Origin of the sequence: Mycobacterium sp., from assembly GCF_035274705.1 — a bacterium.
Classification (GTDB): Bacteria; Actinomycetota; Actinomycetes; order Mycobacteriales; family Mycobacteriaceae; genus Mycobacterium.
This window is the reverse complement of sequence record NZ_DATENY010000028.1, coordinates 1-16,877: the sequence shown is the minus strand read 5'-3', so window position 1 is coordinate 16,877 and position 16,877 is coordinate 1. Positions and strand designations below refer to the sequence as shown.

The following is a 16,877-nucleotide window of genomic DNA, read 5'->3' as shown; positions in this document are numbered from 1 at the left end:
TCAACGGCATGCTGCGCGTCATTCAGTGGGCCACCGGGTCCGTCGGCCGCCACGCCGCCGCCGCCGTCCATCAACATGCCGACCTCGAGCTCGTCGGCGCACTCGTCTACAGCGACGCCAAGGCCGGCCGCGACGTCGGCGACATCTGCGGCATCGAGCCGATCGGAGTCGCGGCCACAACCGACCGCGACGAGATCATCGCCATGGACGCCGACTGCGTGCTGTATATGCCGCAGGGCGAGATGAACCCGATGGGAGCGCTCGACGACATCTGCCGGCTGCTCGCGTCCGGCAAGAACGTGGTGTCCACGGCCGTGACGGGACTGATCTATCCGCGAAGTCTCGGTGACAAGGTCGTCGACCAGCTCGAGGCTGCTTGCGCGGAAGGGCAGACGTCCTTCCACGCCACCGGAATCGAACCGGGCTGGGCCGCAGAGGTTTTGCCGCTCACGATGTCGGGGCTGTTCCAACGCATCGACAGCCTGCTGGTCCAAGAGCTGATGGACTACACCATGTACGACAGCGCCGACATGCTGTTCGACATCATGGGGTTCGGCAAGGCGCCCGACGAACCTGTCCCCATGGCCGACGCCTCACTGGCCGGCGTCACGTTCCGCGCACCGCTGATGCTGCTCGCCGACGGGCTCGGCGCCACCATCGACGACTTCGTCTATCACCGCGAAGTCGCCATGACGGACAAAGCATTCGACATCAAGGCGGGACGGGTCGAGGCCGGCACGGTCGCCGCGCAACGGTTCGGCTATACCGCGATCGTCGAGGGTCGCCGGGCGCTGACCGTCGAGCACATCACCCGCCTCGGCGACGCCCAAGCGCCGGACTGGCCGAACGGGCGGGGCTGGAAGGTGACCGTCGAAGGGCGACCGTCGATGGTGCTGGATTCGCAGATCGCCACTCATGGCGAGGACGAAACGGATCAAGGCTGCCTAGGTACCGCGATGCATGCCATCCACGCGGTCGCGCCGGTGTGCGCGGCCACGCCGGGAATCCGTACGTTCCTTGACCTTCCGATGATCATGGGCCGGGGAGTGCTCAGCCGCTAGCGCCGTTCAGCGTTCGGTGCAGAAACTCGAAGATCAGCGCCGACCGGAACGCCGTCTGCGCATTGTCGGCCGCCCCGGCGTGCCCGCCCTCGATGTTTTCGTAGTAGTGCACGGGTTGACCGTCCGCCTCCAGCGCTGCCGTCATCTTCCGTGCATGGCCGGGATGCACCCGATCGTCACGAGTCGACGTGGTGATCAGCACAGGCGGGTACCGTCGCTCAGCCGAAATGTTCTGATATGGCGAGTATTTCGAGATGAACTCCCAATCCTCTGGATCGTCCGGATCGCCATATTCCGCCACCCACGACGCGCCGGCCAGCAGCAGATGGAACCGCTTCATGTCCAGCAACGGCACACTGCACACCAGACCGCCGAACTGCTCCGGATACTGCGTCAACATGATGCCCATCAGCAAGCCGCCGTTGCTTCCGCCCTGGGCGCCTAACTGCTCGACTGTCGTGATACCGCGAGCAACCAAATCCCTTGCTACTGCGGCGAAGTCTTCGGCCACCAGGTGCCTGCCCTCACGCATGGCCTGCGTGTGCCACGTCGGCCCGTATTCGCCGCCACCTCGGATGTTGGCCATCACATACGTTCCCCCACGCGACAGCCACAGCCTGCCCAGCACGCCGTCGTAGCCCGGCGTTCGCGCGACCTCGAAGCCGCCATAGCCGCCAAGCAGTGTGGGTCCGGGCGCCTCGACGTATTTGTGGCGGACCACAAAGTAGGGGATCGCCGTGCCGTCGTCCGATGTCGCGAAATGCTGCGCGACGACGAGATCCGCGGCGTCGAAGAACGACGGCGCTCGTTTGATCTCGGCCAGCTCACCGCCCGCCGTCCCGTAGAGCAGTCGTGACGGTGTGTCGAATCCGCTTGAATCCAGGAAGACTTCGTCGCTGTACTCGTCGGTTGCGACGATCACCGTGTTGGTGTTCTCCGGGATTCCTGGTACCGGCTCGGCCCTCCACGACCCCGGCGTCAAGACCTCGACGCGGCTGGCGACGTCGGCCAGCGTGACGACCACCAGCTTGTCCTTCGTCCACCCGTAGTGGTTCAGGCAGGTGTGCTTGTCCGGCTCGAATACCACCTGTAATTCGGCTGTGCCGGCAAGGAATTCGTCGTAGTTGGCGGCCAGTAGCGAGCCGGCGACATACTCCGCGGACGCGGTGTACCAGTCGGTGCGCAGCTCGATCAGCAGCCAATCGTGGTGCACGGACACGGTGGCGTCGGTCGGGGCGTCGATTCGGATCAACTCGGCGCCGCGCAGTTCGTAGACCTCGTCGTTGAAGAAGTCGATGGCTCGCCGCACCATGGTGCGTTCGAAACCTGGTGTGCGGTCCACTGATGCCGCGACGATGACGTCCGTGCTTGCCGCGCTGAACACCGTCTCGGCATCCTCGATCGACTGGCCGCGACGCCACCGCTTGACCAGGCGCGGATATCCCGACTCGGTCAGCGAGCCCTCGCCGAAGTCGGTGCCCAGCAGGACGGTGTCCTCGTCCTCCCAGCTGATCTGCGTCTTGGCCTCCGGCAGCTGAAACCCGCTGTCCACGAATTCCCGTGAACGCATATCGAATTCGCGGACGATCGCTGCGTCCGAGCCACCCCGCGACAGGCTCACCAACGCCAGATCGTACGACGGCTCGATGACGTCGGCGCCCGCCCACACCCAGTTCTCGTCGTCGGCTGCCGCAAGTTCGTCGATGTCGATGATGATGTCCCAGTCCGGCTCCTCGGTGCGGTAGCCGGCCAGCGTCGTGCGCCGCCACAAACCGCGCGGGTTGTCGGCATCGCGCCAGTAGTTGTACAGATACTCGCCGCGACGCCGCACATAGGGAATGCGGGCGTCGGTGTCGAGCACCTCCAGCGCCTCCGCCCGCATCTGCTCGAAGCGGTCGCCGGTGAGCTCGGCGAGCGTCGGGTCGTTGTGCTTGCGCACCCAGTCCAGCGCGTCGTCGCCGGTGATGTCCTCGAGCCACAGGTAGGGGTCGTCAGCCACGGGGACCATTCTGGCGGCTGCGGTCAGTCGCGTGACCGGAGGCGTCGCACTAGGGCACCGATGATCAGCACCAACATGGCGACCGCGACGACTGGGCCGACCCGCTTCATGGCTGATCCCCGCGCGTACTGCACCAGATCAAGAGGCTCGGTCTCCGACTCTCGGACCGTTTCCGGTTCGGCTTCCCCGACGGGAGCCGCTGCGGGCGCAGCGAGTTTGTCCGATAGGCACTCTGCGAACTGCTCGAGGATTTTCCCTCCGACGTCGGAGATCATGCCGCGGCCGAACTGGGCGGGCTTGCCAGTGATGGACAGGTCCGTGGTGACGGTACCCGCGGTCTGGTCGCCTTCCTCGACGAGTGTGATGGTGACGGTCGCGCTCACGGTGCCATTGCCGCGTGAGTCTTTGGCGTCGGCCTTGAGCACCGCCCGCCGGGCCTGCTCGTCGTGTTCGGTGAATGTGCCGGTGCCTTTGTACAGCAGCACGATGGGACCGACTTTGACCTTCATGGTGCCGGTGAACGAGTCACCGTCGACCCCGGTAAGGGTGGCGCCGGGCATACAGGGTGCCACTCGTTCGGGGTCGAGCAATGCCGCCCAGACCACGTCGATCGGGGCCGGGACGGAGACGTGATGTTCGAGTTGCATTTAGACACCCGCCGCTGTCGCCACTGCACGCCTCGTCAGGACCTTGGCAAGGTGGCTTCGATACTCGGCGTTGGCGTTGCCGTCGGCGATGGGGTCGGTGCCCTCGACGGCGTGCTCCGCCGCCGCACGGATCAGCTCCTCGCTCGCGGGCTGTCCGATCAGCGCTTCCTCGACGCCGCGGGCGCGCACCGGCACCGTCGCCATATTGGTCAGGGCGACGCGGGCCTGCCGGATCACCCCACCGTCGACTTCGACGGTCGCGGCCACCGCCACGATCGACCAGTCCTGTGCGGTCCGGTTGAACTTCTCGTACCGCGCCGCCCAGCCGGTGTGCTTGGGAATTCGCACCTCCGTGAGGATTTCGTCCGGTTGCAGTGCGGTGGTGAAGTAGTCGACGAAGAACTCCGCCGCTGGTACGCTCCGTCGACCCGACGGTCCTGCGATCGTCAGCGTCGCGTCGAGTGCCAGCACCGGCGCGCAAAGGTCACCAGCCGGATCGGCGTGGGCCACGCCCCCACCCAGCGTGCCGCGATGCCGGATCTGCGGGTCGGCGACGGTGCGGGTGGCCTCGCTGATCAGCAGCGCATGCTTGCCGACAAGCGGATTGCGCAGCACGTCGTAATACGTCGTCATGGAACCGATTACGAGCGTGTCGCGGTCCTCGCGCACGCCGCGCAGCTCGTCGATCCTGCCGAGATCGACGAGGGTGGTCGGGGCGGCCAGCCGCATCCGCAGCAGGGGCATCAGGCTCTGCCCGCCGGCAATGACCTTCGCGTCCTCGCCGGCATCGGCCAGCGCGGCCACCGCTTCGTCGACGGTGCTCGGGGCCACGTACTCGAATTCGGGCGGAATCATTGGGCGCCTCCTTGCGCGGTGTCTGATGTCGCCGGCCTTCCGGCTCCGGTGTGGATGGCCTGCCAAACCCGTAGTGGCGAACACGGCATCTCGACGTCGCGCACCCCGAGGTGGCGTACCGCGTCGATTACCGCGTTCACCACCGCTGGAGTGGACGCGATCGTGCCGGCCTCGCCAACACCCTTGACTCCCAACGGGTTTCCGGTGGCGGGAGTTTCAGTGCGTCCGGTGGTGAAGGTGGGCAGGTCAACCGCCGACGGCACCAGATACTGGGCGAATGTACCGGAGATCAGGGTGCCGGATTCGTCGTGTTCGGCCTCCTCGTACAACGCCTGGGCGATGCCCTGGGCCAGCCCGCCGTGCACCTGGCCGTCCACGATCAGCGGATTGACCACGTGCCCGACGTCGTCCACACAGACGTAGGAACGGATCCGCACATGTCCGGTTTCGGTATCTACCTCCGTTGCGCACAGGTGGGTGCCGTGCGGGAACGAGAAGTTGTCCGGGTCGTACGTGGCCTCCGAATCCAGGCTCGGCTCAACACCATCGGGTAGGTCGTGAGCGGCGAACACCGCAAGAGCGACATCAGCCAGCCCGACGGCCTTCTCGGTTCCCTTCACGCGGAACCGGCCCGCGGTGAACTCGACGTCGTCCTCCGCGCACTCCATCATGTGCGCGGCAATCGGTTTGGCCTTCGCGAGCACTTTGTCCGCGGCCTTGACCACCGCGATCCCACCAACCGCCAACGAGCGAGACCCGTAGGTGTCCAGACCCCGCGGCGAGCTCTGGGTGTCTCCGTGCAGAACCTCGACGTCCTCGAACGGAACACCGAGCTGGTCGGCGACGATCTGGCTCCACGCCGTCTCGTGGCCCTGTCCGTGCGGCGACGACCCGGTGACCACCTCCACCTTGCCGGTCGGCAGCACCCGGACTGCCGCGTGCTCCCAGCCGCCCGCACCGTAGGACAGCGCGCCAAGCGTCCTCGACGGGGCCAAACCACACATTTCGGTGAATGTGGACACCCCGATGCCGAGCTGCACCGGATCCCGGCGCTCGCGGCGTTCGGCTTGTTCTTGCCGCAACCCGTCGTAGTCGAAAAGCTCGCGCGCCTTCGCCGTCGCGGCCTCGTAGTTGCCGGAGTCGTAGGTCAGGCCCGCGACGGTGTCGAAGGGGAACTCGTCGTGGGTGATCCAGTTCTGTGCCCGCAACTCGAGCGGATCGCGGTGGAGTTCGGCGGCCAGCTCGTCCATCATCCGTTCGATGGCGAACGTCGCCTCTGGCCGTCCGGCACCGCGATAGGCGTCGGTTGGCGTCTTGTTGGTGAACACGTTGGTGCAGGTGAAGCGATACGAGTCGAACTTGTAGATGCCGTTGAACATGAACGCGCCCAGGATCGGTATGCCCGGGGTGACCAGCCGGAGATAGGCGCCCATGTCGGCGAGCAGCTCCACCTTGAAGCCGGTGACGGTGCCGTCGCGACGGGCGGCAAGCGTCAGCTTCTGGATCTGGTCACGCCCATGATGTGCGGCGAGCATGGATTCGCTGCGCGACTCGGTGTACTTGACCGGCTTACCGAGCCGCCGCGCCACCAGTAGGGCGATGACCTCCTCCGGCGTCACCTGAAGCTTGCCGCCGAAACCGCCGCCGACGTCCGGGGCGATTACGCGCAGCCGGGTTTCCGGGATCTCCAGCGTCATCGCAAGCATGAGCTTGAGGATGTGCGGGATCTGGGTGGCCGACCAGATCGTGATCTGGGGAGCGGTCGGGTCGACGACCACCGAGCGTGGCTCCATGAACGCCGGGATCAGCCGCTGCTGCCGGAAGGTCCGCTGCACAACCACCTCGGCATCGCGGATGGCCTCTTCGACGTTGCCTCCGGTACCCGCCCCCGCCGAGTCGAAGGTCCACACCGCGCTCACGTTGGTGCCGAGATCGGGGTGTACGAGGTCGGCGCCATCGGTGACTGCGCTCGCGAGATCGAGTACTACCGGCAGCTCGTCGTAGTCGACGGCGATCGCCTCGAGCGCGTCGTGGGCTTCGTAGGCGCTGCGCGCCACCACGACGGCAACGGCTTCGCCGGCGAAGTTCACCGTGTCGACCGCCAGGGACGGCGCCGGCGGCGCCTTCATGTCTTCGGTGATCGGCCATGCGCACGGCAGGCTGCCCTGCTCGGCGGCGAGATCGGCGCCGGTGAAGGCGGCGACGACACCGGGCCTGCTGCGCGCCTCGCTGGTGTCGATGCCGGTGATGCTGGCATGCGCAAGGGGGCTGCGCAGGATGGCCAGGTACTGCATTCCTGGCAACACGAGGTTGTCGGTCCACCGGGTCCGCCCGGTGATCAGATGCTCATCTTCCTTGCGGCGCCGGGCTTTTCCGATTTCCGGTTCGGTGGTGGCCGTCATCGCACACCCCCAGCCGTCTCGGCTTTCGCCGCATCCTTGATCACGGAATCACCGGACGAGGTCGCGCCGCCGCGCAGCCGCTGTGCCGCGTCCTGCACGGCGCGCACGATGTTCTGGTATCCGGTGCAGCGGCACAGGTTGCCTTCCAGGCCATGGCGCACGGTCTCGTCGTCCGGATCGGGTTCCTCGGCCAGGAGGTCGAGTGTCTGCATGATCATGCCGGGCGTGCAGAAGCCGCACTGCAACGCATGGTTGTCGCGGAAGGCTTCCTGGATTGGGTGCAGCTTGCCGTCCTGGGACAGGCCCTCGACGGTGAGGATGTCGCCGCCGTCGGCCTGCACCGCGAGCACCGAGCAGGACTTGACGCTGTGGCCGTTCAGGTGAACGGTGCACGCGCCGCAGTTGCTGGTGTCGCAGCCGACCACCGTGCCGACCTTGCCGAGCCGGTCGCGCAGATAGTGCACGAGGAGCAGCCGCGGCTCCACCTCGTCGGTATAGGAGTTTCCATCAACGGTGACAGAGATGCGCATATGCCTACTCTGCTCTGGCCAGCGGCCTATGACGTCCGAATCGGCGAATCCGGTTCGGCGCCAGGATTAGTCACGCCCGCCGTATCTCGTCGAGCAAATCCTGCAGCGTCGCCAGGCTGTGGCCGGCCAGCAGACGATCGATGAAGGGGAGCGCCGCGGCGATGCCGGATTGCACTGGCAGGTAGCCCTCCACACCGGCGTGCGGGTTCACCCAAATCACCACATGGGCAAGCCGTTTCAGCTGCGCCATCTGCTCGGCGAGAAGCGCGGGTTCGCCGCGTTCCCAGCCGTCGGAGAAGATCACCACGACGGCGCCGCGGGCCAGCCCGCGTCGTCCCCAGCGGTCCAGAAAAGCGCGCAAAGTCTCACCGAGCCGCGTACCGCCGGCCCAGTCCGGTACCGCCCTTCCCGCTGCGGCCAGCGCGAGCTCGGGGTCGCGCGCCCGGATCGCTCGCGATAGCCGAGTCATCCGGGTGCCGAGCGAGAACACCTCGGTGCCGGCCGGGTTTGCGCGGGCAACAACATGCGCGAAGCGCAGCAGCGCATCCGCATACGGGCTCATCGATCCCGACACGTCGAGCAGCAGCACCACGCGGCGTGGTCGCGTGGCCTTCCGGTGGTGTCTCGGCCGAACGGGCTCGCCTCCGGCGGCGAGCATATGGCGCAGCGTGCGCCGCGGGTCGACGGGACCGCGCCGGGACGGTCGGAGCCGCAATGCGGGGCGACTCGGGGGACGGGGGTGCAGGGCGGCGATGAGCTCAGCGAGGTGCGCACGTTCGGCTGCGGTGAGTTCGGCGATGTCGCGGTGCCGCAGGATCTCGGTGTCTGCGGCCGCGACCCGTAGTCGGGGGCCGTCCGCGCCGATATCGGCGCCGCCTGCAGCATCCAGCGCGGCAATCCGCGCGCGACGGGGCTGGCTGCGCTGCGGTGCGCGGACCAAAACCGTTGGTCCAAACCAGTTCTCGAACACAAGGTTGAAGTTTGGGATGTCGTCGTGGTTACGGCACAGGGTTGCGCGGCCGGCCCAGTACACCTGTGCGGGGTCGCTGAGGTCGACCTGGCTCAGGGCTCGCGTGAACGTGTGGATGGCGTCGGATGCGACGGGGAGCCCCGCGGCGGCCAGGGCGTGTGCGAACCCGACCACCCCCACCAGGGGGTCACCGGGTGCCGTGGACATGCTGGTCTCAGCCTGCCAGCAGTCGGTCCAGCCCTGCTCTGGCCACGCGCTCCAGGTCCTCCCGGTACTTGAGGACGGCGCCGAGCGTCGCCGCGGCGGTCTGCGCATCGAGCACATCGCGGTCGAGTTCAATCAGTGCGCGCGCCCAGTCCAGCGACTCGGCGACGCCCGGTGGCTTGAGAAGTTCCATACCGCGAAGGTTATGAACGGCGCGCGCCACCTGATCGGCCAGTGCGGCGGAAACTCCCGGGATCCGGCGGCGCAGGATCGCGACTTCCCTTGCGAGGTCGGGATGTTCGAGCCAGTGGTACAGGCATCGGCGTTTGAGGGCGTCGTGTACATCACGGGTGCGATTGGACGTGACCACTACCAGCGGCGGTGTCGACGCCCGCACATCGCCGAGTTCTGGGATGGTGACGGCGTTCTCGTCGAGCACCTGAAGCAGGAACGCTTCGAATTCGTCGTCAGCCCGGTCGATTTCGTCGACGAGGAGCACGCACGGGGCCTCGGTAAGCGCCCGCAGCAGCGGTCGCGCCAGCAGGAACCGCTCCGTATAGAGCGAACGTTCGGCGGCGTCGGCCTCGAGGTGTCCGCCGCTGGCCGCCTCCAGTGTGCGCAGGTGCAGCAGCTGTCGCGGGAAATCCCAGTCGTAGAGCGCTTGTGCGGCGTCGATGCCCTCATGACATTGCAGGCGGATCAGCGGTAAACCGAACGCCTGGGCGAGGGCGGCAGCGAGGGAGGTCTTGCCGGTGCCGGGTTCACCCTCACAGAAGAGCGGCCTTCCCATGCGTAACGCCAGGAAAGCGGCCATCGCGACACCGTCGTCGGCGAGGTAGCCGGTGGCCTCGAGCGCCTGTGCCAGTTCCGTCGGCGACCCGACATTGGGCGTGGAATCGCTCACTTTCGCGAGCCTAGGCGAGGGCTCAGCCGGGCCGTAGGGTTCTTCGGATGGAGGTTCCACCGCGGGTGTTGATCACCGGGGCCGCCGTCGAGCTGCTGCGCAAACTGCAGGATCGTCACGGCTCATTGATGTTCCACCAGTCCGGCGGCTGTTGCGACGGGTCGTCGCCGATGTGCTACCCCGACGGGGAGTTCATCGTCGGCGACCGCGACGTGCTGCTGGCGATCCTCGACGTCGGCTTGCATGTCCAACCAGAAGGCGTTCCGGTGTGGATCTCGGGCCCGCAGTTCGAGGCGTGGAAACACACGCAGTTGGTGATCGACGTCGTGCTGGGCCGCGGCGGCGGGTTCAGCCTCGAAGCGCCCGAGGGCATGCGGTTTCTGTCGCGTGGACGTGCCTTCAGCGACGCCGAAAATCAGTTGCTGGCCGGCCAACCACCGGTAACCGGCGCCGACTACGCCAACGGCAAACGTCCACCCGCAGCGGGCACACATATCGTCGTTGAAGCCGTCGACGCTTGCCCGATTCCTGTGGGGCGTGGCGTGAAGCCGTAATTGACGACCTCGGAGCTATCGTCGAAATTGTGATAGCTCTACCGCGCGCGTGGTTGCTGACGAGCGCAATGCTGGTCGGCTCCGCGGTCGGGATGATCGCCGGGATCGCCTCGACCGTCCTTGTCACGACAGCCATCCGGCCCGACGTTGTGATCGCCCTCGTCGTCGGTGTGCCCAGCTCGGTCGGGATGCTGCTCATCCTGTTCTCCGGACGACGCTGGATCACCACGTTGGGTGCGTTCATCCTCGCGATCGCGCCGGGATGGTTCGGCGTGCTCGTCGCGATCCAGGTGGTCTCCGGTGCCTGAGCGACACGACCCCGATACGTTGACCGGCGAGCTGACGGCGCCCTACACGCCAATCTTCACCGGCGAGCTGCCCGCGCAGCCCGAGCCGCAGGAAGCGCCGTCGGAGCCGTTGCCCGCCCCGGCGAAGCCGATCGTCCTACCTGGCGCCTACCAGTACCTCAAGCGCTGGACATTCGTGCTCATGGTGGCCGCGGTGTGGATCGTCGCCGCACCCACCGGGCTGGCTCTGTACTACTGGTGGTTTCACTCGATCGACAAGACGCCGTCGGTGTTCGTCGTCCTGCTCTTCCTCACCCTCTGCACTGTCGGCAGCCTGCTGAGCGCGATGGTGCAGACCAAGCCGCTCATATCGGCGCTGGCGGTTGGACTCATGTCAGCACCGCTCGCCGCGACGGGTGCCGCGGCGGTGCTGCACGGCCTCTACTTCTGCGACCGGGTAAGCCGATGCCTGGTGGGCTTGATCCCCTACTAAGGTTGGGCGGGTGACCCACTATGACGTCGTCGTTCTCGGAGCAGGCCCCGGCGGATACGTCGCCGCTATTCGCGCCGCCCAACTCGGGCTGAACACCGCCATCGTCGAACCCAAGTACTGGGGCGGCGTATGCCTCAATGTCGGTTGCATCCCGTCCAAGGCGCTGCTGCGCAACGCCGAACTGGCGCACATCTTCACCAAGGAGGCCAAGCAGTTCGGCATCGGCGGGGAGGCGACGTTCGACTACGGAGTCGCCTTCGACCGCAGTCGCAAGGTCGCCGACGGCCGGGTCGCCGGTGTGCACTTCCTGATGAAGAAGAACAAGATCACCGAGATCCACGGCTACGGGAAATTCAAGGACGACCACACGCTCGAGGTCGATCTCAACGAAGGTGGCACCGAAACTGTCACGTTCGACAACATCATCATCGCGACCGGCAGCAGCACCAGGCTGGTGCCCGGCACGTCGTTGTCGGACAACGTCGTCACCTACGAGAAGCTGATCATGACGCGGGAGCTGCCGTCCTCAGTTGTCATCGCGGGCGCCGGAGCGATCGGCATGGAATTCGGCTACGTGCTGAAGAACTACGGCGTCGACGTCACCATCGTCGAATTCCTGCCGCGTGCACTGCCTAACGAAGATGCCGACGTCTCCAAGGAGATCGAGAAGCAGTTCAAGAAGCTCGGCGTGAAGGTGCTCACTGGCACCAAGGTGGAGGGGATCAAGGACAACGGCGGCGAGGTCATCGTCACTGTCAGCAAAGACGGCAAGACCGACGAGATCAAGGCCGAGAAGGTGCTGCAGGCAATCGGTTTCGCACCCAACATCGAGGGCTACGGCCTGGACAAGGCCGGCGTGCAGGTCACCGACCGCAAGGCGATCGGCATCGACGACTACATGCGGACCAACATTCCGCACATTTACGCGATCGGCGACGTGACCGGGCTGCTGCAGCTCGCACATGTGGCCGAGGCGCAGGGGGTGGTCGCGGCCGAAACCATCGCCGGCGCAGAGACATTGCCGCTCGGTGACTACCGGATGCTACCGCGCGCGACGTTCTGTCAGCCGCAGGTGGCCAGCTTCGGATTGACCGAGGAGCAGGCCCGCGATGAAGGTTATGACGTGAAGGTCGCCAAGTTCCCGTTCACGGCCAACGGCAAAGCGCACGGCGTCGGCGATCCGAGCGGATTCGTCAAGCTGATCGCCGACGGCAAGTACGGCGAGCTGATCGGCGGCCACCTGATCGGCCACGATGTGTCCGAACTGCTGCCCGAACTGACGCTGGCCCAGAAGTGGGATTTGACCGCCAATGAGCTCGCCCGCAACGTACACACCCACCCGACGATGTCCGAAGCGCTGCAGGAATGCTTCCACGGCCTCGTCGGCCACATGATCAACTTCTGAGCCTTTGAGCAGAGCGATCTGGGTCGCCGGAATCGGCGGATTGGTGGTCGGCCACATCCTGTGGCTGGCTGGCATTTCCATTGCGATCGCCACGCGGTCGATCAACACCTGGGTGCTCGTCGTGGCGGCGGTGTCCTTTGTCGCCGGTGCCGCCGCGGCCTATCTCGGCTGGCGATCGTATAGGCGGAAGTCCGACGTCTGGGCGGCATTCCTATGGATGCTGCCGATCTCGCCGGTGCTGCTGTCGCTGACGGTGATCGGCGTGACGTACCTCTAGTCCGGGAAGTCCAGCGGAATCCTCAACGTCGCCATGGTCGCAGCCAACGCGTCGTATTGGCCTGCAAGCGTGCAGAATTCGATGAGCTGAGCCCGGCTGTAGATGCTCGACAAGGCCGCCCACGTTTCGGGTGACATCGACCGGGTGATGACGAACTCGTCGGTCGCGGTGATCAGCACACGCTGACGTTCGGTCAGACCGTCGGCGTCGGGGCCCTCGAAGATCCTGGCCTGAAGTTCGTCGTCGACACCGCGGCTGCGCGCCAGCCGCCGATGCTGCTGCAGTTCGTACTCGCAGTTGCGCAGATGCCCGACGCGAAGGATCACCAGTTCGGCGTCCTTGCGCGACAGCTTGCCGGCGTAGAGCAGGAAAGCGGAGAACGGTAGCCATGCCAGGAAGAGCAGCTTGTGCTGACCCAAGACATTGAACAGGTGGAACTTCGGGGCGCGAATCCCGCGGGCACCCAACTTGGCGATGGTCCAGTTGACGGGGCCCAACTCCCGGAAGCCGCCGGGTGGAATGCGTGCGGGCGTGCTCATGACTGCTTCACCAGGTACGGCGACACCGTGCTGCGGTGTTCGTTGATATCCAAGGCGCGGCCCAGCGCAGGGAAGGCCCGCTGCGGACAGTTGTCGCGCTCGCACACGCGGCAGCCGGCGCCGATCGGCGTCGCGTTGTCACCCGACAAGTCCAGTCCCTCCGAGTAGACCAGCCGATGTGCATGCCGGAGTTCGCAGCCCAGGCCGATCGCGAACGTCTTACCCGGCTGACCATAGCGCGACGCACGCCGCTCCACGGTGCGCGCCACCCACATGTAGTTGCGCCCGTCGGGCATCTGCGCGATCTGCACCAGGATCTTGCCCGGGTTGGCGAACGTCTCGTAGACGTTCCACAGCGGACAAGTGCCGCCCGATGACGAGAAGTGAAAGCCGGTGGCGGACTGACGCTTTGACATGTTTCCAGCCCGGTCGACGCGGACGAACGAGAACGGGACACCGCGCATCGACGGCCGCTGCAGCGTGGAGAGCCGGTGCGCGATCGTTTCGAAGGACACTGAATAGAACGCCGACAGCCGCTCGATGTCGTAGCGAAAGTTCTCGGAGACGTCGTGGAATTGCCGGTAGGGCAACACCGTTGCGGCCGCGAAGTAATTGGCCAGACCCAGCCGGGCCAGCTTCGCGGACTCGTCGCTGGTGAACTTGCCGTCGTCGACCAGTTTCTCGATCAGATCGCCGAATTCCAGATACGCGAGCTCGGCGGCCATCTTGAACACCGTCTGGCCCGAGGACAGGTGGCCGCTGATCTCGAGGGTCTTGGAGGCAGGGTCGTAGCGGTGCAGCACCGTACCTCCGAGGTCGACACGCCGGACGATGTGCACGCCATGCACCATGGTCAGCCGGTCGGACAGCTCGCGGGCCAGCTCGGCGCGGTGCATGCGCATCTTCACCGTCAGGTCTTCGGCGGCAGTGTCGAGCTCGTGCAGGTAGTTCTGCCGCTGATAGAAGTAATCGCGCACTTCCTCGTGCGGCATCGTGATCGACCCGCTGCCGCTGCCGTCGGAGAACCGGTCTTCGGTCGCAGCCGCCAGCTGTGTGGTGGTCAGCCGGTAGCGACGGTGCAGGTTGACCATCGCGCGGGCCACTGCCGGATGCGTGGCGACGATGTCGGCGATCTCCGGCAGGTCGACGTCTATGTCGAGGTCGCGGTCCATGGTCACCTCACGCAGCTCGGCGACCAGTCGGGTGTCGTCCTGCGAGGCGAAGAACGTCGCATCGACGCCGAACACCTCGGTGATGCGTAGCAGCACCGCGACTGTCAGCGGACGAACGTCGTGCTCGATCTGGTTGAGGTAGCTCGGCGAGATCTCGAGCATCTGGGCCAGGGCCGCCTGGCTGAAGCCGCGTTCGCCGCGAAGTTGTCGTACCCGCGAACCGACAAACGTTTTCGCCACGTCAGAAAGCCTAACAACGTTGCGAAGGCGGCTTCGCATTGTTGGCATTTAAACGGCTGTGGCAGGATCAGGCCGGTTGCAGTGACAGGGGAGAAGTAAGGCATGGCGGGAATCTCAGGTAGCACCGGTTTGGCGAAGGTGATGATGCCGGTCCCAGATCCGCACCCCGACGTCTTCGACCTTCAGTGGCCGTTGCGCGTCGCAGACATCGACCGCGAAGGCCGGCTGCGCTTCGACGCTGCCACCCGCCACATCCAGGACATCGGTTCGGACCATCTGCGCGAACTCGGCTTCGAGGAAACCCATCCGCTGTGGATCGTCCGGCGCACCATGATCGATCTGATCAAGCCCATTGAGTTCCAGGACATGCTGCGTCTGCGCCGCTGGTGCTCGGGCACATCCAACCGGTGGTGCGAGATGCGCGTACGCATAGACGGGAAGCGCGGCGGCGGATTAATGGAGTCCGAGGCGTTCTGGATCAACATCAACCGCGAAACCCAGGGCCCGGCGCGCATCGCCGATGACTTCATCGAGGGTCTGCAGCGCACCACCGACGTTGACCGGCTGCGGTGGAAGCCTTACCTGAAGCCCGGTAGCCGCGAGGATGCCGCACAGATCCGCGATTACCCGGTTCGCGTCAGCGACATCGACATCTTCGATCACATGAACAACTCGGTCTACTGGAGCGTGATCGAGGACTACCTGTTCAGCAATCCTGAACTGCTGCACAAGCCGATCCGAGTGACGATCGAGCACGACGCCGCGGTGGCGCTGGGCGACAAGCTGGAGATCATTTCCCACGTGCACCCCGCCGGATCGACCGAGCAATTCGGTGCTGAACTTGCGGATCGCACTGTTAGAACGCTCACATACGCGGTCGGCGACGAGACGAAAGCCATCGCAGCGATCTTCGCCCTCTGACCATCTTCCGTTAAACAGTACGAGCGTACTGACCAGCGAAAATCCCGTTACCGACCAGTAACTACTGAACCGGTTCAGGCAACAGTGATCTTCGCAACCTTCACAAGTTACCGACGACGGTTGGCGAAACTTTACAATGCAAACCGCTGGACCTGCGGTTATGCAGTGGTGCATCCTCGTGTCAGCACACACGTGAAGATTCTGGAGCGTTAACAACCGTCGAGGGCGCTAGCGCATCCAGCGACTCGGAAACAAAGGAGATCCAATGTCGACCGTCGGCACGCCGAAGTCGCCCGAACAGATCCAGCACGACTGGGACACCAACCCGCGGTGGAAGGGCATCACCCGCACCTACACCCCGGCCGATGTGGTGGCCCTGCAGGGTTCTGTAGTCGAAGAGGCCACGCTCGCCCGCCGCGGTGCAGAGGTGCTGTGGAACCAGCTGCACGACATGGAGTTCGTCAACTCGCTCGGTGCGCTGACCGGCAACATGGCCGTGCAGCAGGTGCGTGCCGGCCTGAAGGCCATCTACCTGTCGGGTTGGCAGGTCGCCGGTGACGCGAACCTGTCCGGCCACACCTACCCCGACCAGAGCCTCTACCCGGCCAACTCGGTGCCGCAGGTGGTGCGCCGCATCAACAACGCACTGCTGCGCGCCGACCAGATCGCCAAGGTCGAGGGCGACACGTCGGTGGAGAACTGGCTGGCGCCGATCGTCGCCGACGGCGAGGCCGGTTTCGGTGGCGCGCTGAACGTCTACGAGCTCCAGAAAGCCATGATCGCCGCGGGCGTTGCGGGGTCGCACTGGGAGGATCAGCTGGCCTCGGAGAAGAAGTGCGGTCACCTCGGTGGCAAGGTGCTGATCCCGACCCAGCAGCACATCCGCACGCTGACCTCGGCCCGGCTGGCGGCCGACGTCGCCGACGCGCCGACTCTCGTGATCGCCCGCACCGACGCCGAGGCGGCGACGCTCATCACCTCCGATGTCGACGAGCGCGACCGTCCGTTCATCACCGGTGAGCGCACCTCCGAGGGCTTCTACCGCGTCAAGAACGGCCTCGAGCCGTGCATCGCCCGCGCCAGGGCCTACGCGCCGTACTCCGACCTGATCTGGATGGAGACCGGCACTCCGGACCTGGAGCTGGCGGCGAAGTTCGCCGAGGGCGTCAAGAGCGAGTTCCCGGATCAGATGCTGGCCTACAACTGCTCGCCCTCGTTCAACTGGCGCAAGCACCTCGACGACGCGACCATCGCCAAGTTCCAGAAGGAGCTAGGTGCGATGGGCTTCAAGTTCCAGTTCATCACGCTGGCCGGCTTCCACGCCCTGAACTACTCGATGTTCGATCTGGCCTACGGCTACGCCCGCAACCAGATGAGCGCCTACGTCGAGCTGCAGGAGCGCGAGTTCGACGCCGAG

17 protein-coding genes are annotated in these 16,877 nt (G+C 65.7%); 8 read left to right on the top strand and 9 right to left on the bottom strand.

Annotated elements, in window-relative coordinates; genetic code table 11:
- The first annotated feature begins 8 nt into the window (after positions 1-8).
- On the top strand, positions 9-1,061 hold the full coding sequence (locus VJV41_RS07385) for a dihydrodipicolinate reductase (RefSeq protein WP_325332635.1): 1,053 nt from the start codon (positions 9-11) through the stop codon (positions 1,059-1,061).
- Here VJV41_RS07385 and VJV41_RS07380 read toward each other — a convergent pair.
- The 7 genes from VJV41_RS07380 to VJV41_RS07350 form a co-directional block, all read right to left on the bottom strand.
- Positions 1,051-3,069, bottom strand: a complete 2,019-nt coding sequence (locus VJV41_RS07380; RefSeq protein ID WP_414684906.1) for a prolyl oligopeptidase family serine peptidase — start codon at positions 3,067-3,069, stop codon at positions 1,051-1,053. The two genes, VJV41_RS07385 and VJV41_RS07380, sit on opposite strands and share 11 nt — an antisense overlap.
- 14 nt (positions 3,070-3,083) lie before the next feature.
- Complete coding sequence (locus tag VJV41_RS07375) at positions 3,084-3,707, bottom strand: SRPBCC family protein (RefSeq protein WP_325332631.1); 624 nt, start codon at positions 3,705-3,707, stop codon at positions 3,084-3,086.
- Positions 3,708-4,562: a xanthine dehydrogenase family protein subunit M gene (locus tag VJV41_RS07370; RefSeq protein WP_325332629.1), complete on the bottom strand. Its 855-nt coding sequence runs from the start codon at positions 4,560-4,562 to the stop codon at positions 3,708-3,710.
- Positions 4,559-6,964 carry a xanthine dehydrogenase family protein molybdopterin-binding subunit gene (locus VJV41_RS07365; protein ID WP_325332627.1) on the bottom strand — a complete coding sequence of 802 codons (2,406 nt, stop codon included), beginning with the start codon at positions 6,962-6,964 and terminating at the stop codon, positions 4,559-4,561. The genes VJV41_RS07370 and VJV41_RS07365 overlap by 4 nt, the downstream gene beginning before the upstream one ends.
- The gene (locus VJV41_RS07360) at positions 6,961-7,494 is read right to left on the bottom strand and encodes a (2Fe-2S)-binding protein (RefSeq protein WP_325332625.1); all 534 of its coding nucleotides are present in this window, start codon (positions 7,492-7,494) and stop codon (positions 6,961-6,963) included. Before VJV41_RS07360 ends, VJV41_RS07365 begins: the two co-directional genes overlap by 4 nt.
- 70 nt (positions 7,495-7,564) lie before the next feature.
- On the bottom strand, positions 7,565-8,671 hold the full coding sequence (locus VJV41_RS07355) for a vWA domain-containing protein (RefSeq protein WP_325332623.1): 1,107 nt from the start codon (positions 8,669-8,671) through the stop codon (positions 7,565-7,567).
- Between the two features lie 7 nt (positions 8,672-8,678).
- Positions 8,679-9,572, bottom strand: a complete 894-nt coding sequence (locus VJV41_RS07350) for a MoxR family ATPase (RefSeq protein ID WP_325332621.1) — start codon at positions 9,570-9,572, stop codon at positions 8,679-8,681.
- 47 nt (positions 9,573-9,619) lie between these two features.
- On the opposite strand from VJV41_RS07350, the gene VJV41_RS07345 reads away from it, so the two are divergent.
- From VJV41_RS07345 to VJV41_RS07325, 5 genes are read left to right on the top strand one after another with little or no spacing between them, the layout of a single operon-like run.
- Complete coding sequence (locus tag VJV41_RS07345; protein ID WP_325332619.1) at positions 9,620-10,126, top strand: DUF779 domain-containing protein; 507 nt, start codon at positions 9,620-9,622, stop codon at positions 10,124-10,126.
- A 29-nt stretch (positions 10,127-10,155) separates the two neighbouring features.
- On the top strand, positions 10,156-10,434 hold the full coding sequence (locus VJV41_RS07340; protein ID WP_325332617.1) for a putative holin: 279 nt from the start codon (positions 10,156-10,158) through the stop codon (positions 10,432-10,434).
- Entirely contained in the window at positions 10,427-10,906 is a 480-nt protein-coding gene (locus VJV41_RS07335) for a hypothetical protein (RefSeq protein ID WP_325332615.1), read from the top strand. The genes VJV41_RS07340 and VJV41_RS07335 overlap by 8 nt, the downstream gene beginning before the upstream one ends.
- 10 nt (positions 10,907-10,916) lie before the next feature.
- On the top strand, positions 10,917-12,311 hold the full coding sequence (gene lpdA / locus VJV41_RS07330; RefSeq protein WP_325332613.1) for a dihydrolipoyl dehydrogenase: 1,395 nt from the start codon (positions 10,917-10,919) through the stop codon (positions 12,309-12,311).
- Positions 12,312-12,315: 4 nt separating this feature from the next.
- Positions 12,316-12,588 carry a hypothetical protein gene (locus VJV41_RS07325; protein WP_325332611.1) on the top strand — a complete coding sequence of 91 codons (273 nt, stop codon included), beginning with the start codon at positions 12,316-12,318 and terminating at the stop codon, positions 12,586-12,588.
- Here the strand turns inward: VJV41_RS07325 and VJV41_RS07320 are convergent.
- Entirely contained in the window at positions 12,585-13,127 is a 543-nt protein-coding gene (locus VJV41_RS07320) for a carboxymuconolactone decarboxylase family protein (RefSeq protein ID WP_325332609.1), read from the bottom strand. The genes VJV41_RS07325 and VJV41_RS07320 overlap by 4 nt on opposite strands.
- The gene (gene ramB, locus VJV41_RS07315; protein WP_325332607.1) at positions 13,124-14,539 is read right to left on the bottom strand and encodes an acetate metabolism transcriptional regulator RamB; all 1,416 of its coding nucleotides are present in this window, start codon (positions 14,537-14,539) and stop codon (positions 13,124-13,126) included. Before ramB ends, VJV41_RS07320 begins: the two co-directional genes overlap by 4 nt.
- 102 nt (positions 14,540-14,641) lie before the next feature.
- On the opposite strand from ramB, the gene VJV41_RS07310 reads away from it, so the two are divergent.
- Together VJV41_RS07310 and aceA are read left to right on the top strand one after the other, a co-directional pair.
- Entirely contained in the window at positions 14,642-15,460 is an 819-nt protein-coding gene (locus tag VJV41_RS07310) for an acyl-[acyl-carrier-protein] thioesterase (RefSeq protein WP_325332605.1), read from the top strand.
- 265 nt (positions 15,461-15,725) lie between these two features.
- Positions 15,726-16,877 (top strand): isocitrate lyase (gene aceA / locus VJV41_RS07305; protein ID WP_325332603.1); only part of this gene is annotated, 1,152 nt, incomplete at its 3' end.